Source organism: Candidatus Thalassolituus haligoni (assembly GCF_041222825.1).
In the GTDB taxonomy this organism is placed as follows: domain Bacteria; phylum Pseudomonadota; class Gammaproteobacteria; order Pseudomonadales; family Oceanobacteraceae; genus Oceanobacter; species Oceanobacter antarcticus.
This window is the reverse complement of sequence record NZ_CP139482.1, coordinates 2,253,182-2,274,566: the sequence shown is the minus strand read 5'-3', so window position 1 is coordinate 2,274,566 and position 21,385 is coordinate 2,253,182. Positions and strand designations below refer to the sequence as shown.

Genomic DNA, 21,385 nt, shown 5'->3' with positions numbered 1-21,385 from the left:
CGGTTGTTGCATCACCTGTGGTGATACGTATGAATTCGTGTAACACATGCGTGTACGGGCGGGTATAATAGCGCCTTTTTTACGGGCTTACAGCGTTGCAAGCACTTGTCTGGCATGAGCGAATGCCATTCCGGTGACAGTAGCGGGTGTTGGCTTATTATTTTCTGCTTTAAGGTGGTTATGACAGACGCTCCTGCTCGTGGTAACAACTTCGTTGCCAAAATCATTGAAGAAGATCTCGCCAGTGGCAAAGTACAGCGGGTAGTTACCCGTTTTCCGCCGGAGCCTAACGGTTACCTGCATGTGGGTCATGCAAAATCCATCTGTCTGAATTTTGGCGTGGCCGAGCAGTTTGGTGGTGGTTGTAACCTGCGTTTTGATGACACCAACCCGGAAAAGGAAAGCCAGGAATTTATTGATGCCATCAAGTCTGATGTGCAGTGGCTGGGCTTTCAGTGGCAGGGCGATATTCATTACGCCTCGGATTATTTTGACCAGCTGCATGAATGGGCGCTACACCTGATCAAAACTGGTAATGCCTATATCTGTGATCTGAGCCCGGAAGAAGCGCGTCAGTATCGTGGCACCTTGACCGAGGCTGGTAAAAACAGCCCGTATCGCGAGCGCACGGTTGAAGAGAATCTGCAGCGGTTTGAACAAATGCGCCTGGGTGAATTTGATGAGGGCGCCTGTGTTTTACGTGCCAAAATCGATATGGCCTCCGGCAATATGAATCTGCGCGACCCGATTATTTATCGCATCCGCAAGGTGACTCACCATCAAACGGGTGACAAATGGTGTATTTACCCGACCTACGACTTTACTCATGGTCAATCCGATGCCATCGAAGGGGTAACTCATTCCGTCTGTACGCTGGAGTTTGAAGACCATCGCCCTTTGTACGAGTGGTTTATCGAGCATTTGCCGGTGCCGGCGCAGCCAAAACAGTATGAGTTTGGGCGCCTGAATCTGGATTATACCGTTACATCCAAGCGCAAATTAAAAGCGTTGGTTGATAATAGGGTTGTCAACGGCTGGGATGATCCACGTATGCCGACCATTTCCGGCATGCGCCGTCGCGGCTTCACCCCGCGTTCTGTGCGTAATTTCTGCGAGATGATCGGTGTCACCCGTTCCGATGGCATGGTAGATGTTGCCATGCTGGAACACGCCGTGCGTGATGATCTTAACCGCCACGCGCCGCGGGCTATGTGTGTGATCAATCCACTCAAGGTGGTGATTGATAATCTTGAAGAAGATCATCTGGAAATGCTCACTGCGGATTATCATCAAGAGCTGGATCTCGGCAGTCGTGAGATGCCTTTTACTCGCGAACTGTTTATTGATCAGGATGACTTCAAAGAAGAGTACAGCAAAAAATTCAAGAAGAAATTCACACCCGGCAAGCGTATTCGCCTGCGCCATGGTTACGTCATCGAGGCGACTGGCTACGAAAAGAACGATGCCGGTCAGGTCGTACTGGTGTGCGCCAAGCTGATAGCCAACACCTTGGGTGTTGATCCAGAAGATGGCGACAAACCGAAAGGCGTGGTGCACTGGGTATCTGCTACCCGGGGTGTTAAAGCTGAATTACGGCTGTATCAGCGGCTGTTTACCCACGCAACACCGGACAAGGTCGATGGCGACCTGATGCAGTTTGTTAATCCTGAATCCTTGATGGTTGTTCATGGTTGGATAGAGCCAGCACTGGCGGCGGTAACTCCTGAAACCCACTTCCAGTTTGAGCGTGAAGGTTATTATGTGTCCGATCGTCAAGACCATACGACGGCAGCGCCGGTCTTTAACCTGACCATCGGCCTGCGCGAAGATAAAGAACTGAAAAAGGATTAATCCCCGTTATGACACTGTCTATTTACAATACCCTGACCCGTCAGAAAGAGGCATTCAAGCCTCTGGTGCCCGGCAAAGTGGGCATGTATGTCTGCGGCATGACGGTTTATGACTTCTGTCATCTGGGCCACGCCCGTGTGATGGTGGCGTTTGATGTGATCGCGCGATATCTGCGTCATCGCGGTTTTGAGGTGAATTACATTCGTAATATCACTGACATCGACGACAAGATCATCACTCGTGCCAATGAAAACGGCGAGGCGTTTGATGCGCTGACCGAACGTTTTATTACCGAGATGCACAAGGATTCTGAGCTGCTGGGCGTCGAAATGCCTGATGCCGAGCCGCGTGCGACGGCCCATATCGACGATATTATTGCATTGGTTGTAACTCTGATCGAAAAGGGTTTTGCCTATCCAGCCGAAAATGGCGACGTCTACTATTCGGTGCGCAAGTTTGAGGGTTACGGCAAATTATCCGGCAAGGTACTGGATGAATTGGAAGCCGGTGCCCGTGTCGGGGTGGATGAGCACAAGCGGGATCCACTGGATTTTGTACTCTGGAAAGCCGCCAAGCCGGATGAGCCGCACTGGGAATCTCCTTGGGGTATTGGTCGCCCGGGTTGGCACATTGAATGTTCTGCCATGTCCAAATGCTGTCTCGGAGATACCTTTGATATCCACGGCGGCGGTCCGGACTTGAAGTTTCCACATCACGAGAATGAAATTGCCCAGTCTGAGGCAGCCAATGGCAAGCACTTTGTGAATACCTGGATGCATGCCGGGGCGGTGCGTGTTGACGGCGAAAAAATGTCCAAGTCATTAGGCAACTTTTTTACCATTCGGGAAATTCTCGACAAGTATCCCGCTGAAGTGGTGCGTTTTCTGCTGCTGTCGAGCCAGTATCGCAGCGCCATCAACTACAGCGAAGACAGCTTGAAAGAATCCCAGACCCGCTTGGAGCGTTTCTACAACGCCCTGGATGGTATTGGAGTGGGAGCGGTCGCCGATGTAGAAAACGATTTTTCGCTACGGTTTCATGCATCTATGGATGATGACTTTAATACACCGGAAGCCATTGCAGTGCTGTTTGAGTTGGCTCGCGCCATCAATAAGTCTGAAGGTGAAGAACAGGCAGCTTTGGCTGGGCAGTTACGTTATCTGGGGGGGGTTCTGGGTTGTTTGCAGTCTGATCCACAGGCCTTCTTTCAAGCGGGTGCTGGCGATGATGCGGGCTGGATCGAGGAGATGATCCAGAAACGCCTGGACGCCAAAAAAGCCAGGGATTTTGTGACGGCAGATGCGGTGCGCGATGAGCTAGTGGCAAGGGGGGTTGTTTTGAAAGATGGCCCTGAAGGCACTAGCTGGATCAAGCAGTAGCGCTTGTCGTCGCTTCTGGTTGTTTGAAAACAAAGCAGCCCGGCAAATAGCCGGGCTGCTTTGTTTTGTCGCGGAAAAATCAGCTATGAAGGTTTTCGCAGGCAAACAGGGTGTTTTCAAGTAGTTTGGCTCGGGTCATCGGGCCAACCCCACCCGGTACTGGTGTGATATGGGAGGCTCTGGCGGCTGCGCCAGCAAATTCCACATCGCCAATCAGACGGCCTTCCGGGGTGCGATTAATGCCCACATCAATAACAATGGTTCCTGGCTTGATCCATTCGCTATTCACGATGCCGGGCTTGCCGACGGCAACTATCAGCAAGTCGGCCTGACGGACATGCTGCTCCAGGTTTTTGGTGAAGCGGTGGCAGGTGGTGACGGTGCAGCCACGTAATAACAGTTCCAGCCCCATTGGCCGACCAACAATATTGGACGCGCCAACCACAACAGCGTGCATGCCGGTAATATCCTTGCCGGTGGTGTCTAGCAGATCAATGATGCCTGCCGGTGTACAGGGACGAAGCAGGGGGATGCGCTGGGCAAGGCGGCCCATATTAAATGGGTGAAAGCCATCGACATCTTTGGTGGGGTCTATTTGTTCGAGGATTTCATCAGCCCGCAAGCCGGCAGGCAGTGGCAACTGAACCAGAATGCCATCTACGGTGGCGTCCTGGTTCAGTTGTTCGATCAGATCCAGCAATACCTGCTGAGAGGTTGTGGCCGGCAGATCATAGGCCTTGCTGACAATCCCCACCTGCTCACAATCACGACGCTTGTGAGAAACGTACACCTGGGAGGCAGGATCCTCACCTACCAGAATGACGGCCAGCCCCGGCGGGCGTTTTCCCTGCTTCAGGCGCTCGGATACCTGCAGGTGAATATGGTTACGGATAGCTTCCGCCCTGGCTTTGCCGTCAATCAGTTGTGCTGTCATGAAATGAAAAACCTGTTGTATAAGTGCATCTGTGGCGATTTTCTCATGCTGGCGAAGGAAAACAAAGCGGCACGCAAGTGTCGTGCCTGTCATCAGGCTTTTTCTCTGCAAGTAGTGTGAAGTATTTGTTTTATCGAATTATTTTTAAATTTCAGTTGACCTGTAAAGGGGTGATCTATAATATGCGCAGCCACTTGAGGGGGTTGGTCGAAACACTGACTACTTTCAGGTTGTGTGACGGGGTATAGCGCAGTCTGGTAGCGCGCCTGGTTTGGGACCAGGATGTCGGGAGTTCGAATCTCTCTACCCCGACCATTTAATCTAAATGGTTAGATGGACATGCGCCCGTAGCTCAATTGGATAGAGCACCGGCCTTCTAAGCCGGGGGTTGCAGGTTCAAGCCCTGCCGGGTGCGCCATCAAGGCATCCCGAGCATTGATATGGTGGCCGTAGCTCAGTCGGTAGAGTCCAGGATTGTGATTCCTGTTGTCGCGGGTTCGATCCCCGTCGGCCACCCCACTTATCAAGCATATTCAGCAGTATCTACCGACTTGGCCGCCCAGGCTTGGGTGTATCTGTTCGATGGTTACTCCTCTGTTTTAATCTTCAGCTTTTCTCATCATTTTTTGTTCAGGTTTTCTGCGGTCGTTATTGACGGTCATTACTTTATGGCTCGTCTTGACCAGTCCGCCGGGATGCTGTTTTTGCCATGTTCCGTACCCAGTCATTCGTCTTGTTTTTTCGTTTTGTGTTTTGCCTGTGATGGCAATTTGCAGCGGTTTGTTTTCTCTCGTTTATTCGTCCTCTGGCTTGCGCTATACTTCGCGGCTTTCTGAATTGATGACCGGCGTTTGTCCGGTAGTGATCGTAAAAAACACTTTATCTGAGAGGCATCTATGCAAGTGTCCATCGAGACAACCAGTGGTCTTCAGCGTTGTATGACTATTGGCGTTCCTGCTGCGGAAGTAGAACAAAAAGTAACAGCAGAACTGAAGAAACTGGCCAAAGGTCGTCGTATTGATGGTTTTCGCCCAGGCAAGGTTCCTCCTGCAGTGATCAAGCGCATGTTCGGTCAGCAAGCTCGTTACGAAGCCATCTACCAGCAAATGCAGCAGTCTTTTTTCCAGACGGTGCAAGAGCAAGGAGTCAAGCTGGCAGGAATGCCAAGTTTTGAGCCTGTCGTCAATGAAGATGGCAAGGATTTGGAATTCAAGGCCACGTTCGAAGTGTATCCCGAGGTGGTTCTGGGTGACTTCTCAACCATCTCCGTTGAGCAAAAAACCGCTGCCGTCACTGACGAAGACATGGAAAAGATGGTGGATACCCTGCGTCAGCAGAACACCACCTGGTCAGAAACGGATGCGGCCGCTGAAGACGGTGATCGCGTAGTCATCGACTTTGAAGGTTTTGTCGATGGTGAAGCCTTTGATGGCGGCAAGGCCAGTGGCCACACGCTGACATTGGGTTCCGGTTCAATGATTCCTGGTTTTGAAGAGGCAATTGTCGGCTTTGTCGCTGGCGATGAGAAAACTATTGATGTGAACTTCCCTGAGGATTACCACAAGGAAGAGCTGAAAGGTAAGCCTGCACAATTCAAAATTACTGTGCAAAAAGTCGAAAAGGGCGAGCTGCCCGAGATGAATGAAACGTTCTTCAGCTCATTCGGTGTTGAAACTGCAGATGAAGCTGAATTCCGCGTTGAGATTCGCACCAATATGGAACGCGAACTAAAGCGCGCTTTGCGTACTCTGACCAAGCAACAGGTGATTGATGCTCTGGTTGCTGGTAATGAGATTGATGCACCTACGCCTCTGGTTGAGAGGGAAATCGATCGCCTGCGACAGCAGGCTGTCAAGCAGTTTGGCGGCCAAATGGATGCTTCACAGCTGCCTGCAGAGATTTTCAAGGGCCAGGCTGAGCAACGCGTCAAGGTTGGCTTGTTGATGAGTGCTGCGATTGAAGCGGCAGACATGAAGCCTTCCGAAGAAAAAGTGGCAGAGCTGATTGAAGAGATCGCTTCAACGTATCAAGAGCCTGAACAGGTACGTGAGTATTATTCAACTAATGCAGAGCAAAAGGCCCAGGTAGAATCTCTGGCGCTGGAAGATCAGCTGATTGAAAAAGTCCTGGCTGCAGCGACTGTTTCTGTGGTTGAAACCTCATACGAAGACGTGATTCGTTCTGCCAATGCCAACCAAGCAATGTAATAGTTGGTATTTTGGGGACTGACATACTCGTCTCCAATGGCTAAACTCGAAAACAGCCGCTAAATAGCGGCTGTTTTTGTAATAATGGTTCGATACTGGTTTTGTATGGGAGTAATGCTTTATGAATGATCAATTCACTCAGGGATCAGAAGTGATTCAGAATGCCCTGGTTCCTATGGTAGTAGAGCAGTCTGCTCGCGGCGAGCGTTCTTACGACATTTATTCCCGCCTGCTGAAGGAACGGGTGATTTTTTTGGTGGGGCCTGTTGAAGATCACATGGCCAACCTGGTGGTTGCCCAGCTGCTGTTTCTTGAGTCTGAAAATCCGGATAAGGATATTCATCTGTATATCAACTCGCCAGGTGGTTCGGTATCAGCAGGTTTGTCGATTTATGACACCATGCAGTTTATCAAGCCGGACGTCAGCACCATGGTGATTGGGCAGGCATGCAGTATGGGGGCTTTCCTGCTGGCTGCTGGCGCGGCGGGTAAACGCTACAGTGTACCAAACTCACGAGTAATGATTCACCAGCCAAGCGGTGGTGCTCAGGGACAGGCAACGGATATCCAGATTCATGCCCGTAATATTCAGCATACCAAGGAACGCTTGAACCGAATTCTGGCTCATCATACCGGCCAGAGTTACGACACCATTGCTGCCGATACCGAGCGAGACAACTTCATGACAGCGGATCAGGCACTCGAATATGGTCTGATTGATAAGGTTTTGACCCATCGAGGTCAATAAATTTTGCCTGACATGGGGTGGGAGGCTTGAAACCTGGCCAGTGTGCACCTATATATGAATGCTATGTACCAGAATGAGGCAGTCGAATGACCGACGATACTAAAGGCAAGGGCGAAGACGGCGGCAAGCTGCTCTACTGTTCGTTTTGCGGTAAGAGTCAGCATGAAGTGCGCAAGCTGATTGCCGGGCCTTCGGTGTTTATTTGCGATGAGTGTGTTGATCTTTGTAATGACATTATTCGCGAAGAAGTCCAGGAAGCCGATAACAAGGGCAGTTCTGACAAACTACCTACGCCACAGGAAATTCGTCTGACTCTGGATGAATACGTTATCGGTCAGGATAAAGCCAAGGTAGTTCTGGCGGTAGCGGTTTATAACCACTACAAACGCCTGCGCTTTGGCGAGGGCAAGGGAAAAGGCGATGTCGAGCTGTCTAAAAGTAATATCCTGCTGATTGGCCCAACGGGTAGCGGCAAGACTTTACTGGCAGAGACGCTGGCACGTCTGCTGAATGTGCCGTTCACAATTGCTGATGCAACCACGCTGACAGAAGCCGGTTACGTTGGTGAAGATGTGGAAAATATCATTCAGAAACTGTTGCAGAAGTGTGATTACGACGTTGAGCGTGCTCAGCGCGGAATTGTCTATATTGATGAAATTGACAAAATTTCACGCAAGTCTGACAACCCGTCAATTACTCGTGATGTTTCGGGCGAAGGGGTTCAGCAAGCGTTGCTGAAGCTTGTCGAGGGGACCGTTGCATCCGTGCCGCCACAAGGTGGTCGAAAACACCCGCAGCAAGAATTCCTGCAGGTCGACACCTCCAATATCCTGTTTATTTGTGGCGGGGCATTTGCCGGGTTGGATCAGATCATTCGTGATCGATCGGAGCGTAGTTCGATTGGTTTTGTCGCAACCGTAAAAGGCAAGGAAGACCAAAAATCGATTGGTGCTGCCTTGCGTGAAGTAGAACCGGTCGATCTGGTCAAGTTCGGTCTGATTCCTGAATTTATTGGCCGTTTGCCAGTGGTGGCAACACTGGATGAACTCGACAAGGACGCCCTGATTCGAATTCTTACCGAGCCGAAAAACTCTCTTGTTCGCCAATTCCAGAAACTGTTTGAAATGGAATCGGTAGAGCTTGAGATTCGTGACTCTGCTCTGGATGCCATTGCCAATTGTGCGATGGAGCGAAAGACCGGCGCACGGGGCTTGCGGTCAATACTAGAGGGAGCGTTGCTACAGACCATGTACCGCGTTCCTTCTGAGCCTGATATTGCCAAGGTCGTCATCGAAGATACTGTCATTAATGGTATTGCCGAGCCGATCATGATTTATGAGAGTGGTGATGTTGCTCGGGCTTCTTCAGAAAACGATTGATGCCTACCCAAAAATAAATAAAAAGGAGCCAATGGCTCCTTTTTATTTATTTGTCGCTTGTTTTTGGTAGTCGAAGCCCCCACTCTCAGAATATTGCTTTGTAGCAGAGACCTAATCTGATGAATCAAGAAGTGTTACCTCTCCTGCCACTACGTGATGTAGTGGTCTTTCCCGCTATGGTTATTCCCCTGTTTGTGGGGCGGGAAAAATCAATCAATGCTCTGGAAGAAGCGATGGCGGGTGATAAACGCATCATGCTTGTTGCCCAGAAGGACGCGGCCGATGACGCGCCTGGTATTGATGGGCTGCATTCCGTCGGTACGGTGGCGACCATTTTGCAGTTGCTGCGCCTTCCTGATGGAACGGTCAAGGTGCTGGTCGAAGGTGAAGAGCGGGCCACGCTGGAGCGCCTGATCGATGAAAGCGATCTGTTTCGTGGTCAGGTGCTGCCAGCCGGGACGCGAATACCCGATGAGCGTGAGAACGAGATTCTGACTCGCTCACTGACCGGCCATTTTGAACAGTACGTACAGCTGTCGAAAAAAGTCCCCAGTGAAGTGCTTTCCACTATTTCCGGCGTCGAAGATGTCAGTCGCCTGAGTGACACCATTGCCGCACATATCTCTCTCAAGCTGGAAGAAAAGCAGGAAGTGCTTGAGATGTTTGATCCGAAAGAGCGGGTTGAGCACTTGATGGAGCTGATGGAATCTGAAATTGATTTGCTCAAGGTCGAAAAGCGTATTCGCGGCCGGGTCAAAAAGCAGATGGAAAAAAGTCAACGTGAGTACTATCTGAATGAGCAAATGAAAGCCATTCAGAAAGAACTGGGCGACCTTGAAGATGGCGGCAACGAGTTTGATGAGCTGGCTGAGAAAATTGAAACCGTCGGCCTGACTCGCGAAGCAAAGGAAAAGGCTGAAGCAGAATTACGCAAGTTGCGCATGATGTCACCGATGTCGGCTGAGGCCTCAGTCGTTCGAGGCTATCTTGACTGGGTATTGAACCTCCCCTGGAAAAAACGCTCACGCCTCAATCACGATCTGATACGTGCCAAAGAGATACTTGATTCCGATCACTATGGTCTGGAAGAGGTTAAGGAGCGGATCCTTGAGTATTTGGCGGTGCAGAATCGTGTCAAGAAAGTAAAGGGTGCAGTTCTGTGCCTGGTCGGGCCTCCAGGTGTCGGCAAGACTTCTCTTGGCAAATCGATTGCGCGGGCAACTAACCGGCAGTTTACGCGTATGTCGCTGGGCGGAGTTCGGGATGAAGCCGAAATTCGTGGCCATCGTCGTACTTATATTGGCTCAATGCCGGGCAAGCTGGTACAACGCATGACCAAGGTCGGCGTACGTAACCCTTTGTTCTTGCTGGATGAAATCGACAAAATGGGGATGGATCATCGCGGTGATCCGGCTTCTGCGCTGCTGGAAGTGCTTGATCCTGAGCAAAACAACACCTTTGCCGATCATTACCTTGAGGTTGATTATGACCTCTCCGATGTGATGTTTGTCTGTACCTCGAACAGCATGAATATTCCTGGCCCGTTACTGGATCGTATGGAAGTCATCCGCATTCCCGGCTATACCGAAGCGGAGAAGGTTCATATTGCCCAGCGCTATTTGTTACCTAAACAGATTAAGCAAAATGGTTTGAAAACGGATGAAATTGAGCTTCCGGAAACTCAATTACGCAGCATTATTCGCCACTACACACGTGAAGCGGGTGTTCGTGGTCTTGAAAGAGAACTGGCCAAGTTGTGTCGCCGTGTCGTCAAGGCAAACATGCTTGATCAGACCACGACAACACGCGTGATTACCGAAGAACTGCTGGAAGAATATCTTGGTGTCACCAAGTATCGCTACGGCCTTGCGGGTGTCAGTAATCAGGTGGGACAGGTAACAGGACTTGCCTGGACCTCCGTAGGTGGCGAATTGTTGACGCTTGAAGCTGCAGCAACCGCTGGCAAGGGTCGTATTATCAAGACAGGCTCGTTGGGTGATGTAATGCAGGAGTCCATTCAGGCAGCTCTGACGGTCGTTAGAAGCCGTGCTGAAAGCTTGGGGATTAATGCGGAATTTTTTGAAAAGAATGACATTCATGTGCATGTGCCGGAAGGTGCGACACCCAAGGACGGCCCAAGTGCTGGCATTGGGATGGCAACAGCGCTGGCATCTGTCCTGACGGGTATTCCGGTTAAGGCCGAAGTAGCCATGACGGGTGAGATTACCCTGAGGGGCAAAGTGCTGGCGATTGGAGGATTAAAAGAAAAGTTGCTCGCCGCACATCGCGGTGGCATCAAGACGGTTATTATCCCCAAGGAAAACGAAAAAGACCTTAGGGATATACCGGAAAACATCAAGCAAGACCTGAAGGTCATTGCTGTAGACTGGATCGACGAGGTTCTGGATTTGGCGCTTGAGTCAAGCCCGGATGGTGTTTCTGCGCCAATTGTTCCGACAGAAGATGCAAGCGTCAGTAAGGACGAGGGTTCTCGCCCAAAGACGCATTGAGTCTGCTTGACGGTACATAACCCAGTTGGTATAAATCGACGCTCTTGAATTTCCTGTAGCGATCGCCCAGTCGCATAACAAGAATCTAATACTGCACACAGAGTGAGGGGATAAGTGTGAATAAGTCCGAGTTAATCGACGCCATTGCCGCATCAGCTGATATTCCAAAGGCAGCTGCTGGTCGCGCACTGGATGCCATGATCGAAAGTGTTGGTACTGCGTTAAAAGAGGGTGATCAGGTTGCCCTGGTTGGTTTTGGTACATTTATGGTGAAAGAGCGTGCAGAGCGTACTGGCCGTAACCCTCAAACAGGTGAGCCCATTCAAATCAAGGCAGCCAAGGTTCCTGGTTTCAAGCCAGGAAAAGCGCTTAAAGATGCAGTCAACTGATTTATCTGGTTTGATCTGGTAAGTTGGTTGGTTGATAGGCGGTCTGGCATGCCGGACGGGGTAATAACAGAAGACGTTGATGTTTAGCTGTTTTTATCCACCCAGAAAAAGAGCGCATCCTGGATGCGCTTTTTTTTATGTTGCTGTAGCGAATACCTGGAGGAACCATGCTACAAACAATGCGTGATAATGCTCAGGGCATTATTGCCAAGGTCATCGTGTTTTTTATTATCTTCGTTTTCGCCCTTTGGGGGGTCGAGAGCATTGTCAATATCGGGTCTGGCGATACGCCGGTTGCTGAAGTTGGTGATATCAAGGTGTCAGAACCTGAAGTTCAACGGGTGATCGAACAGCAAAAAGCCAACCTGCGTCGTCAGTTTGGCGAGCAGTTTGATGAAAACCTGTTTAACGACCAACTGTTGCGCCAATCGGCTATTGAACAGCTGATTCAGCAGAATGTGGATGCCGTTCAGGCCGATCGTCTGGGCTTGTATGCAGCCTCTGCTGTTGTCGATGAAGCCATTGTCAATATTCCGGCCTTTCAGCTGGATGGTCGTTTCAACAAGGAACAGTTCCTTAGTGTTCTGCGTCTGAATGGCTGGACACCTTTGACCTTTCGCGCCAATCTGGCCGAAGACATCAAGGTAAATCAAGCCCGACAGGCGCTCACCATGACCTCCATTCCGACGCCGTTCCAGGCCCGCTTTGGCGCCATGCTGAATAACGAGTTGCGAACAATTTCTTACATTGAAATCCGTGCTCGCGACCTGATGGATGATATTCAGCTCACCGACGACGATGTGCAGTCTTACTACGATGCTAACAGCTCCCGCTTTCAGACGCCGGAACAGGCCAAAGTCCGATACGTTGGCTTTGATCGTGCCGCCATGGCAGCTGATGAGAGTGTTTCTGAAGATGAGATCAGCAAGGCGTATGAAGACTATCTGAGCGATCTTTCTGAAAAAGAGCAGCGCAGTTCTCGTCATATTCTGATTGAGGCGGGTGCTGACCGCTCCAGCGAAGAGGCACTGGCCAAAGCGAATGAACTGAAGTCCAAGCTGGATGCCGGAGCAGATTTCGCCGAGTTGGCAAAATCGGATTCTGATGATATCGCCAGTGGCAGTAACGGTGGCGACCTTGGTTATGTTAGCCATGGGGCGTTTGTACCAGAATTTGAAGCCGCATTGTTTGCATTGCAAAAGGGCGAAGTTTCCCAGCCGGTCAAAACCGAGTTTGGTTACCACATAATTCAGTTGCTCGACATCAAAGCGCCTGAAGCAGACAGCTTGGAGAAGCGTCATGACGAGTTGGCGGAATGGATTCGTAATGAAAAAGCCGGTCAGCAGATTGCCGAGCAAACCCAGGAATTGAGTAATCTGGCATTTTCATCGGGTTCTGTTGATGAAGTTGCTGATGCCTTGGGGCTGAAGGTTCAGGAGTCTGGTCTTTTTACCCGTGATTTTGGTGAGGGCTTTGTGGCGAGTGATGCGGTGCGCCAGCAGGCATTTGCGGAAAACATGTTGCTGGATCGGGAGTTGAGCGATCTGGTTGAAACGGAAGAGGGAGTCTATGTTTTTGCCGTCTCCGAACATGATGAGCCGAAAACCCTGCCATTAACCGTTGTTCGTAATCAGGTTGAAAACCTGATTAAGCGCGACAAGGCTGGAGAACTGGCGCGTGCGATGGCTGACAAAATTGCAGCGGGTGAAGAAACGTCGGCAGCATGGGTATCGGTCGCGGTGAACTACTCGCAATCTGCCGAAATTCCGCGCGCTGCGCAGTCGCGGGCCTTCGCACTACAGCAGGGAGAGTTGGACGTAGTTGATGTTCAGGGTGGCGCTACCGTTGTCCGGGTTGATGCTATTCAGATTCCCGAATTGGCTGACCTGGTTGCCAGTGATGAAGAGCGAACCCAGATCGAAAATCGTTCGGCTCGTAACAGCATGACCAGTTACCGCAAGTGGTCGCAGGAAAATGTCGAGATCAAACGTCCAGGCGCCTGATTCGAACCGGTACGTCAAGAAAACAAAAAAGCCCGCGTTGATTGCGGGCTTTTTTGTTTTTACCGATCTGGCGGGGGATTACATATTCGGGTAGTTCGGTCCGCCGCTGCCTTCTGGTGTCACCCAGGTAATGTTCTGGGATGGATCCTTGATGTCGCAGGTTTTGCAATGGACGCAATTTTGCGAATTGATCTGAAAGCGCTTGCCGGCTTCATCTTCAATGATTTCGTAAACACCGGCCGGGCAGTAGCGTTGGGCTGGCTCATCCCACTGAATCAGGTTTACCTCCAGGGGAATGTCTTCGTCGGCTAATTTAAGGTGACAGGGTTGGTCTTCGGCGTGGTTAACATTGCCGATAAAAACCGAGTCCAGTTTGCTGAAGCTTAATTTGCCATCCGGCTTGGGATAGTCGATGGGTTTGCATTCTGATGCTGGACGCAGGGTGTCATGATCCGCTCGGGTGTCATGCAACGTCAGCGGCAAGGCCATGATGTTCTGATCAATAAAGTTGAACGCAGCACCACCCAAAGTACCCAGCTTGTGGAGTGCCGGGCCAAAGTTACGGCTGCGCTGCAGCTCTTGCCAGGCCCAGCTGCTCTCAAATGCCGTCGTAAATTCAGTCAGTTCATCATGACGGCGATCGGTGGCAATCGCAGCGATAACCGCATCGGCAGCCACCATGCCACTTTTCATTGCAGTGTGAACGCCCTTGATTTTGGCAAAGTTGAGCGTGCCAGCGTCACAGCCAATCAGCAGGCCGCCAGGGAAGGTCATTTTAGGCAGGCAGTTCAGGCCTCCTTTGGTAATGGCTCGGGCACCATAGGAAACGCGTTTGCCACCCTCCAGATATTGCGCAATCACCGGATGGTGCTTCAGGCGCTGAAATTCATCATAGGGGCTGACGTGTGGATTGGAATACGACAGATCTGTGATCAAGCCGACCACGACCTGACCGTCATCGCTGTGGTAGAGGAAAAAGCCACCGGATGATGAGGATTCATTGAGTGGCCAGCCGGTACCGTGCATGACCAGCCCTGGTTGATGTTTGGCGGGGTCGATATCCCACAGCTCCTTGATGCCTATGCCATAGTGCTGGGGATCCTTGCCTGAATCCAGTTGATATTCGCTGATCAGGCGCTTACCCAGATGACCACGACAGCCTTCTGCAAACAGAGTGTAACGTGCGCGCAGTTCCATGCCAGGCATGTAGCTGTCTTTCGGGTTGCCGGCAGCGTCGACACCCATATCGCCAGTGACGACCCCTTTTACCACACCGTCTTCAACAATCAGGTCTGCGGCCGCAAAGCCCGGGTAAATCTCAACGCCAAGCTCTTCGGCTTGCTGGCCCAGCCAGCGACAGAGGTTACCGACACTGACGACATAGTTGCCGTGGTTGTGCATTGGTTTGGGCACCGCCCAGCCGGGTGCTTGCACAGAGTGGCGGTCACTGAGCAGGAAGTAAACTTCATCTTTGCTGACAGCCGTTGTGAGTGGCGCACCGGATTCTTTCCAGTTCGGGAACAGTTCCGTCAGGGCGCGGTCTTCAATGACGGCACCCGACAAGATGTGGGCGCCAATTTCGGAGCCCTTTTCGACCAGGCAGACCGAAATATCATTGCCTGCCTCGTTGGCAGCCTGCTTGATGCGGCAAGCGGCTGCCAGACCAGAAGGGCCTGCGCCGACGATTACAACGTCATACTCCATCACATCACGGTCCATTCGGATCTCTCCTGTTAACAGTTAGAATTATTGGCTAAAGCGGTGCTATTCAGATTTGATTTCTTGTTGACGATTAGCAAATCATCGAGAAAACACATATTGTTTAATTGTTTAAAGGTGCAGCATTATACGTTCGTCCCTGTTTCAGGCAACTGAATCGCTTGGGAATGCTGCCGTTTTGGAAACAAACAGACCTCACTATTGACGTAAAGGTAAAAGACCAGAATAATTCTGCTGGTCGAAAGTCCCCTGAGTAGCGCCGTATCATCGCGTTATTGTGCAAATTGGGGTTGGAAATCCAATCATTTGAAGATAAGAGGAATCTATGAAGGTTCTCGTCGCTGTAAAACGCGTCATCGACTACAACGTCAAGGTGCGCGTCAAGCCGGATAATTCGGATGTTGATCTGAATAACGTCAAGATGGCCATGAACCCATTCTGCGAAATCGCTGTTGAAGAAGCGGTGCGCCTGAAGGAAAAGGGTATTGCCACAGAAATCGTCGTTGTTTCCATCGGTCCCAAGGTGGCACAGGAACAGATTCGCACCTCTTTGGCGCTGGGTGCTGACCGTGGCATCCTGATTGAAACCGAAGACAAGCTGGAATCGTTGACCGTTGCTCGCTTGCTGCAGGCAGTGGTCGAGAAAGAAGCCCCGCAGTTGGTGCTGATGGGTAAACAGACCATTGATAGTGACAACAATCAGACCGGCCAGATGCTGGGTGCCCTGACCGGCATGGCACAAGGCACCTTTGCCTCTGAAGTGCTGATTGATGGCGACAAGGTCAAGGTGACTCGCGAAGTGGATGGTGGCTTGCGTACCGTTGCACTGGATCTGCCTGCGATTGTTACAACAGATCTGCGTTTGAACGAACCTCGCTACGCGTCTTTGCCTAATATCATGAAGGCCAAGCGCAAACCTCTGGAGCTGACTACGCCAGCAGATTTGGGTGTGACCATGGGTTCAACCCTGGCGCTGCTGAAAGTCGTTCCACCGGCAGAACGCCAGGCGGGTATCAAGGTGGCCGATGTTGCAGAGCTGGTCGAAAAACTGAAGAACGAAGCGAAAGTGCTGTAAACAGGAGTAGATGAAATGAGTATTCTGGTAATAGCGGAACATGATAACGCTACTCTGAAAGGCGCCACGCTGAACGTTCTGGCAGCGGCTGCCGCGATTGGTGGTGACGTAGAAGTACTGGTTGCAGGCGCTGGTTGCCAAGCCGTTGCAGATGCAGCAGCGGCAGTAGCTGGTGTTGGCAAGGTGTTGCTGGCGGACAATGCTGTTTATGAACATCAGCTGGGTGAAGTAATGGGGGATCTGGTTGCCAACATCGGCACCAACTACTCGCATATTTTGGCGGCAGCCACCACGACAGGCAAAGATTTCCTTCCCCGTGCTGCGGCACTGCTGGGCGTTAACATGCTGTCTGATGTGATTGAGGTGGTATCTGACGATACCTTCTCTCGTCCGGTGTATGCGGGTAACGCTATCGCAACCTACCAAAGCAGCGACGCCATCAAGGTACTGACTGTGCGTACTACGGGCTTCGATGCCGTTGATACATCAGGTGGGGCGGCTGCCATTGAAACGGTTGCTTATATTAGCGATTACGCCAAGGCCGTCTTTGTTGGTGAAGAGCTGGCCAAGTCGGATCGTCCGGAATTGACCGCAGCCAAAGTCGTCGTTTCTGGCGGACGTGGCATGCAAAATGGCGATAACTTTGCCATGTTGTACAGCCTGGCTGACAAGCTGGGCGCGGCAGTGGGTGCATCCCGCGCAGCAGTAGACGCCGGCTTTGTACCCAACGATCTCCAGGTCGGCCAGACCGGCAAGATTGTTGCGCCAGGCTTGTATATTGCGGTGGGCATCTCGGGTGCGATCCAGCATCTGGCTGGTATGAAGGATTCCAAAGTGATTGTGGCAATCAACAAGGACGAAGAAGCACCTATCTTTCAGGTTGCGGATTACGGCCTGGTTGCAGACCTCTTTGATGCGGTTCCCGAGTTAGAAAAACTCGTTTAACATCAAAGTGTTGAAGGAGCCCGGCTGAGTCCGGGCTTTTTTTTGTCACCGATTTGTCATTAAATGGACATAAGCTGCGCCGACGTGCCGCCTTGTTGAAAAAGGATTGTTTTGTGGAAATTGTCGTTATTGGTGCTGGCTATATTGGATTGGTCACTGCTGCCTGTTTTGCCGAGATGGGTAACCGGGTGCATTGTGTCGATCCGAGATCAGAGGTCATCCAGCAGCTGAATAATGGTCTGGTGACTGTTGCTGAACCAGGCCTGGAACGTATCGTTCTCGATAATTACCGGGCTGGCCGACTGTTGTTTGGTACCAACCTCGGCCCGGCTGTAGCAAATGCTGCCGTGTGTTTTCTGGCCATTGGTAATCCGGGTGAGAGTGAAGGCGTTGCCGATGCTGCCGAGATTATTGCGCAAGCGGCACAGCTGGCTGATTGGCTGCAGGGTTATACGCTGATTGCCACAAAATCCACCGTCCCTGTTGGTACCACTGAAAAGATACGCGATGTCATGACAGCCCGTCTTGCCGATAGGGACGGCGTATCGTTTGACATGGTCGCCAATCCTGAATTTATGAAAGAAGGCAGTGCCATCGACGACTTTATGAGTCCGGATCGTATCATTGTGGGTCTTGATTGTGATCGCGCCCGTACCTTGATGGAAGAGCTGTACCAGGGGTTCTCTCGCAACCGTGACAAAATGCTCTACATGGGTATTCGCGATGCCGAAATGACCAAGTTTGCCGCTACGGCAATGTTGGCCACCCGGATTTCCTTTATGAATGAAATGGCGACGCTTTCCGAGTATCTCGGTGTGGATATCGAGCAGGTTCGCAAGGGTATCGGCTCGGACAGCCGGATAGGGTACTCGTTTATCTATCCGGGCTGTGGCTATGGTGGTTCCTGTTTCCCTCGCGACGTTCGCACGCTGATTGGTATGGCTCGGGAAAACGGCTTTGAAGCGACCCTGTTGGACGCGGTAGAAGCCCGTAACCAGGCGCAAAAGCGACGTCTGTTCGAAAAGCTGGCTGAGCGGTTTGGCGAGGACATGCAGGGTAAAACGATTGCCGTCTGGGGTTTGGCCTTCAAGCCCGGAACGGCCGACATGCATGAATCCAGTGCCATTGCCCTGATTAATCAGCTGGTTACTGCCGGTGCACAGGTGCGCGCCTATGATCCAATGTGTAATGAACTGGCTCGACAGCACTTTCCATCGCAATATTTTACCGATGGAGTGTTAGAGCTGGCGAACCATCAGTATGATGCAGTGGTCGATGCTGATGCATTGGTGCTGGTCACCGAATGGAAACCTTTTCGACAACCAGACTTCATCGTTATCAAGAAGCTGCTCCGGCAGCCAGTTATTATTGACGGTCGCAATCAGTATGATCCCCAGGTGCTTCTGGCCCAGGGATTTGATTACTCAGGTGTTGGCCGCAACGTTGGATAATTCATGAGCTCTACCCTTTTACAAGATCAATCCGCAGACGCCCTAGACAGTGCAGTAGCGTCACTGGTCGGCCAGTCGTCACTCCTTGAAAACGGCCAGAATACACCATCTACCAGTCTGGCTACCCGTGTGCCCTTTGGCTTCGCCAAACGCTTTGGGGTGCTGGTTGAAGGGGCTGCCGATGGTCTCAAAGTGGTTCACCGGGTGCCAGTTAGTGCCGAGGCCATCATGGAGGTGCAGCGTTTTCTGTCGCTGCCATTCAGGCTCGAAGGCGTTGCCGATGATGAATTTGACCGTCGCCTGGGGCTTTCCTATCAAACCGACTCGTCCGAAGCCATGGAGATGGTCGAGGGGTTGGGTGATGAAATGGATCTTGCCAGCCTGGCTGACTCCGTTCCTGAAACGGAAGACTTGCTGGAGCAGGACGGCGACGCACCCATTATTCGGCTGATCAATGCCTTGCTGACCGAGGCCATCAAGGAAAATGCGTCGGATATTCACGTCGAAACCTATGAAAAGCGCCTGGTTGTGCGTTTTCGGGTTGATGGCGTATTACGTGAAGTTGTGCAGCCCAAGCGCGCCCTGGCAGCCTTGCTGGTCTCCCGTATCAAGGTCATGGCCAAACTGGATATCGCTGAAAAACGGGTGCCGCAGGATGGTCGTATCGCCTTGCGCATTGGTGGCCGAGAGGTCGATGTCCGGGTGTCGACCATGCCGTCCAGTCATGGTGAGCGGGTCGTCATGCGATTGCTCGACAAAAAGGCCGGTCGCCTCAGTCTCTCCCAGCTCGGTATGTCAGAACGCGATCTGCGCACCATGCGCAATATCATCAGTCGGCCTCACGGCATTATTCTGGTGACCGGCCCTACCGGGTCGGGTAAAACCACCACACTGTACGGCGCACTGAGTGATCTGAACGACACCAGCCGTAACATTCTGACGGTTGAAGACCCGATTGAATACAGCCTGCCGGGGATTGGTCAGACCCAGGTCAACACCAAGGTCGAAATGACCTTCGCCAAGGGCTTGCGGGCTATTTTGCGGCAGGATCCAGACGTCGTCATGATTGGTGAGATTCGTGACCTTGAAACGGTCGAAATTGCCATTCAGGCATCCTTGACCGGCCACCTGGTATTGTCGACGCTACACACCAACACCGCCGTGGGTGCGGTAACCCGTTTGCAAGACATGGGCGTTGAGCCATTCTTGTTGTCATCCAGCCTGGTGGGTGTTCTTGCCCAGCGACTGGTGCGCGTGCTCTGCAGTGACTGCAAGGTGGCAGCCATCGCAGATGCCAGCGAATGTGAATTGCTGGGCATTCCCCAGGATCAGGCTCCGGAAATTTTCCACGCCAAAGGCTGTGACAAATGCAATCAATTGGGGTATCGCGGACGCCAGGGGATTTACGAAATTATTGAGGTGGATGAAGGCTTGAAAACCCTGATTCATGATCGGGCAGGGGAGCAGGCGATGACGTTACATGCCCGTAACCTTGGCCCCAGTATTAATCAGGATGGCATTCGCAAAGTGTTGGCTGGCAGCACCACCATCGAAGAGCTGCTGCGGGTTGCCAAGGGATAATTATGGCTGCATTTCTTTATCAGGCGCTCGATGCAAAGGGCAAGCAGCTTAAAGGCGTGATTGAGGCCGACAGCGCTCGGCAGGTGCGTCAGAAGCTGCGTGACAAGGGTTGGATGCCACTGTCGGTGGAATCAACCAGTGTCAAGCAGAAGAGCAGTGCCGGCGGACGAGGCCCCGGTATGTCGGTGCCGGATCTGGCATTATTGACGCGGCAGCTGGCAACCTTGATCGGTGCCGGATTACCCATTGATGAGGCGCTGAGAGCACTGTCCGAACAAACCGGCAAAGCCAAGATAAAGGCGATGATCCTGGCGATCAGAGCCAAGGTGCTGGAAGGCTACACCCTGGCCAAGGCATTGGCGGAATATCCCAAGGCGTTTCCGCATCTGTATCGATCAACGGTCAGTGCCGGCGAGCACGCCGGACATCTGGATGGCGTCTTGAATCGTCTGGCCGATTACACCGAAGCACGGCAGTCTGCCGATCAGAAGATCAAGCTGGCGGCGATGTATCCTCTTATTCTCAGTATTGTGGCGATTGGCATCGTTGTTGGCCTGCTGACGTACGTTGTCCCCGACATTGTTGATGTGTTTGTGAAAAATGGTCAGGAACTACCAGCACTAACGCAATTTATGCTCGACCTCAGTCATCTGATTACCGATTACGGCCTGTATATTCTGATTGCCGTTGTTGCCGCCGTGCTCTTGTTTGGCCAGGCCATGCGAAGTCCGGTATTTCGGGGGAAGTTTCATGCTTTTATGTTGGCAATACCCGGCATAGGTGGTTTTGCCAAGGATGCCAATACCGCACGATTTGGCAGTACGTTGGCGATTCTGACCAGTTCCGGTGTGCCACTGGTTGAAGCCATGCGTATCGCCAGCCAGGTGGTTGAAAACATACCAATCCAGAAAGCATTGGCCGAAGCTACAGTAGAAGTCAGCGAAGGTGGCAGTCTGCACAAGTCGCTGGATCACACCGGCTACTTTGCCCCGATCATGCTGCACATGATTGCCAGCGGTGAAAACAGTGGTGAGCTTGATGCCATGTTGGCAAAAACCGCCCAGCAGCAGGAAACTACGCTGGAAAATACAGTCTCAGCGATGGTCAAAATTTTTGAGCCCATGATGCTGCTGACCATGGGGGCGATTGTTGCCCTGATTGTTGCCGCTATCATGATGCCCATTCTTGAATTGCAAAATATGGTTCGTTAGGAG

The 21,385-nt window shown here is 51.7% G+C and carries 15 protein-coding genes and 3 tRNA genes; 16 read left to right on the top strand and 2 right to left on the bottom strand.

Features of this window, described 5'->3' with window-relative positions; genetic code table 11:
• The first annotated feature begins 180 nt into the window (after window positions 1-180).
• Together SOJ49_RS10185 and cysS are read left to right on the top strand one after the other, a co-directional pair.
• On the top strand, window positions 181-1,851 hold the full coding sequence (locus SOJ49_RS10185) for a glutamine--tRNA ligase/YqeY domain fusion protein (RefSeq protein WP_369854398.1): 1,671 nt from the start codon (window positions 181-183) through the stop codon (window positions 1,849-1,851).
• 8 nt (window positions 1,852-1,859) lie between these two features.
• Window positions 1,860-3,230 (top strand): cysteine--tRNA ligase, encoded by a 1,371-nt coding sequence (gene cysS, locus SOJ49_RS10180; protein WP_369854397.1) that lies wholly within the window; start codon window positions 1,860-1,862, stop codon window positions 3,228-3,230.
• Window positions 3,231-3,309: 79 nt separating this feature from the next.
• On the opposite strand, the gene folD is transcribed toward cysS, so the two are convergent.
• Window positions 3,310-4,164, bottom strand: a complete 855-nt coding sequence (gene folD / locus SOJ49_RS10175) for a bifunctional methylenetetrahydrofolate dehydrogenase/methenyltetrahydrofolate cyclohydrolase FolD (protein ID WP_369854396.1) — start codon at window positions 4,162-4,164, stop codon at window positions 3,310-3,312.
• 238 nt (window positions 4,165-4,402) lie between these two features.
• Here folD and SOJ49_RS10170 point away from each other — a divergent pair.
• The 9 genes from SOJ49_RS10170 to SOJ49_RS10130 all read left to right on the top strand — a co-directional run bounded on the left by SOJ49_RS10170 (window position 4,403) and on the right by SOJ49_RS10130 (window position 13,400).
• A tRNA-Pro gene (locus SOJ49_RS10170) sits at window positions 4,403-4,479 on the top strand.
• Between the two features lie 26 nt (window positions 4,480-4,505).
• Window positions 4,506-4,582: transfer RNA gene (locus SOJ49_RS10165), tRNA-Arg, on the top strand.
• 25 nt (window positions 4,583-4,607) lie between these two features.
• Window positions 4,608-4,683, top strand: a tRNA-His gene (locus tag SOJ49_RS10160).
• A 377-nt stretch (window positions 4,684-5,060) separates the two neighbouring features.
• Window positions 5,061-6,371, top strand: coding sequence for a trigger factor (tig, locus tag SOJ49_RS10155; protein ID WP_369854395.1), 1,311 nt, complete (start codon window positions 5,061-5,063; stop codon window positions 6,369-6,371).
• A 121-nt stretch (window positions 6,372-6,492) separates the two neighbouring features.
• The gene (gene clpP / locus SOJ49_RS10150; RefSeq protein WP_369854394.1) at window positions 6,493-7,119 is read left to right on the top strand and encodes an ATP-dependent Clp endopeptidase proteolytic subunit ClpP; all 627 of its coding nucleotides are present in this window, start codon (window positions 6,493-6,495) and stop codon (window positions 7,117-7,119) included.
• Between the two features lie 86 nt (window positions 7,120-7,205).
• Window positions 7,206-8,498, top strand: a complete 1,293-nt coding sequence (clpX, locus tag SOJ49_RS10145) for an ATP-dependent Clp protease ATP-binding subunit ClpX (protein ID WP_369854393.1) — start codon at window positions 7,206-7,208, stop codon at window positions 8,496-8,498.
• A gap of 119 nt (window positions 8,499-8,617) precedes the next feature.
• Window positions 8,618-11,008, top strand: coding sequence for an endopeptidase La (gene lon / locus SOJ49_RS10140; protein WP_369854392.1), 2,391 nt, complete (start codon window positions 8,618-8,620; stop codon window positions 11,006-11,008).
• Between the two features lie 116 nt (window positions 11,009-11,124).
• Complete coding sequence (locus SOJ49_RS10135) at window positions 11,125-11,397, top strand: HU family DNA-binding protein (protein WP_369854391.1); 273 nt, start codon at window positions 11,125-11,127, stop codon at window positions 11,395-11,397.
• Between the two features lie 167 nt (window positions 11,398-11,564).
• Window positions 11,565-13,400: a SurA N-terminal domain-containing protein gene (locus tag SOJ49_RS10130; protein WP_369854390.1), complete on the top strand. Its 1,836-nt coding sequence runs from the start codon at window positions 11,565-11,567 to the stop codon at window positions 13,398-13,400.
• Window positions 13,401-13,478: 78 nt separating this feature from the next.
• Here the strand turns inward: SOJ49_RS10130 and SOJ49_RS10125 are convergent, their stop codons facing one another.
• On the bottom strand, window positions 13,479-15,119 hold the full coding sequence (locus SOJ49_RS10125) for an electron transfer flavoprotein-ubiquinone oxidoreductase (protein WP_369854389.1): 1,641 nt from the start codon (window positions 15,117-15,119) through the stop codon (window positions 13,479-13,481).
• A gap of 325 nt (window positions 15,120-15,444) precedes the next feature.
• Here SOJ49_RS10125 and SOJ49_RS10120 point away from each other — a divergent pair, with 325 nt between their 5' ends.
• The 5 genes from SOJ49_RS10120 to gspF all read left to right on the top strand — a co-directional run bounded on the left by SOJ49_RS10120 (window position 15,445) and on the right by gspF (window position 21,382).
• Entirely contained in the window at window positions 15,445-16,194 is a 750-nt protein-coding gene (locus SOJ49_RS10120; RefSeq protein ID WP_369854388.1) for an electron transfer flavoprotein subunit beta/FixA family protein, read from the top strand.
• Between the two features lie 15 nt (window positions 16,195-16,209).
• Window positions 16,210-17,139 carry an electron transfer flavoprotein subunit alpha/FixB family protein gene (locus SOJ49_RS10115; RefSeq protein WP_369854387.1) on the top strand — a complete coding sequence of 310 codons (930 nt, stop codon included), beginning with the start codon at window positions 16,210-16,212 and terminating at the stop codon, window positions 17,137-17,139.
• 113 nt (window positions 17,140-17,252) lie between these two features.
• Entirely contained in the window at window positions 17,253-18,590 is a 1,338-nt protein-coding gene (locus tag SOJ49_RS10110) for a UDP-glucose/GDP-mannose dehydrogenase family protein (protein ID WP_369854386.1), read from the top strand.
• Between the two features lie 3 nt (window positions 18,591-18,593).
• Window positions 18,594-20,171: a type II secretion system ATPase GspE gene (gspE, locus tag SOJ49_RS10105; protein WP_369854385.1), complete on the top strand. Its 1,578-nt coding sequence runs from the start codon at window positions 18,594-18,596 to the stop codon at window positions 20,169-20,171.
• A 2-nt stretch (window positions 20,172-20,173) separates the two neighbouring features.
• On the top strand, window positions 20,174-21,382 hold the full coding sequence (gene gspF, locus SOJ49_RS10100) for a type II secretion system inner membrane protein GspF (protein ID WP_369854384.1): 1,209 nt from the start codon (window positions 20,174-20,176) through the stop codon (window positions 21,380-21,382).
• The last annotated feature ends 3 nt before the right edge of the window (window positions 21,383-21,385 follow it).

Coding starts and splice junctions, on each gene's coding strand:
- SOJ49_RS10185 (WP_369854398.1), top strand. CDS start 181: ATGACAGACGCTCCTGCTCGTGGTAACAACTTCGTTGCCAAAATCATT.
- cysS (WP_369854397.1), top strand. CDS start 1,860: ATGACACTGTCTATTTACAATACCCTGACCCGTCAGAAAGAGGCATTC.
- folD (WP_369854396.1), bottom strand. CDS start 4,164: ATGACAGCACAACTGATTGACGGCAAAGCCAGGGCGGAAGCTATCCGT.
- tig (WP_369854395.1), top strand. CDS start 5,061: ATGCAAGTGTCCATCGAGACAACCAGTGGTCTTCAGCGTTGTATGACT.
- clpP (WP_369854394.1), top strand. CDS start 6,493: ATGAATGATCAATTCACTCAGGGATCAGAAGTGATTCAGAATGCCCTG.
- clpX (WP_369854393.1), top strand. CDS start 7,206: ATGACCGACGATACTAAAGGCAAGGGCGAAGACGGCGGCAAGCTGCTC.
- lon (WP_369854392.1), top strand. CDS start 8,618: ATGAATCAAGAAGTGTTACCTCTCCTGCCACTACGTGATGTAGTGGTC.
- SOJ49_RS10130 (WP_369854390.1), top strand. CDS start 11,565: ATGCTACAAACAATGCGTGATAATGCTCAGGGCATTATTGCCAAGGTC.
- SOJ49_RS10125 (WP_369854389.1), bottom strand. CDS start 15,119: ATGGACCGTGATGTGATGGAGTATGACGTTGTAATCGTCGGCGCAGGC.
- SOJ49_RS10120 (WP_369854388.1), top strand. CDS start 15,445: ATGAAGGTTCTCGTCGCTGTAAAACGCGTCATCGACTACAACGTCAAG.
- SOJ49_RS10115 (WP_369854387.1), top strand. CDS start 16,210: ATGAGTATTCTGGTAATAGCGGAACATGATAACGCTACTCTGAAAGGC.
- gspE (WP_369854385.1), top strand. CDS start 18,594: ATGAGCTCTACCCTTTTACAAGATCAATCCGCAGACGCCCTAGACAGT.
- gspF (WP_369854384.1), top strand. CDS start 20,174: ATGGCTGCATTTCTTTATCAGGCGCTCGATGCAAAGGGCAAGCAGCTT.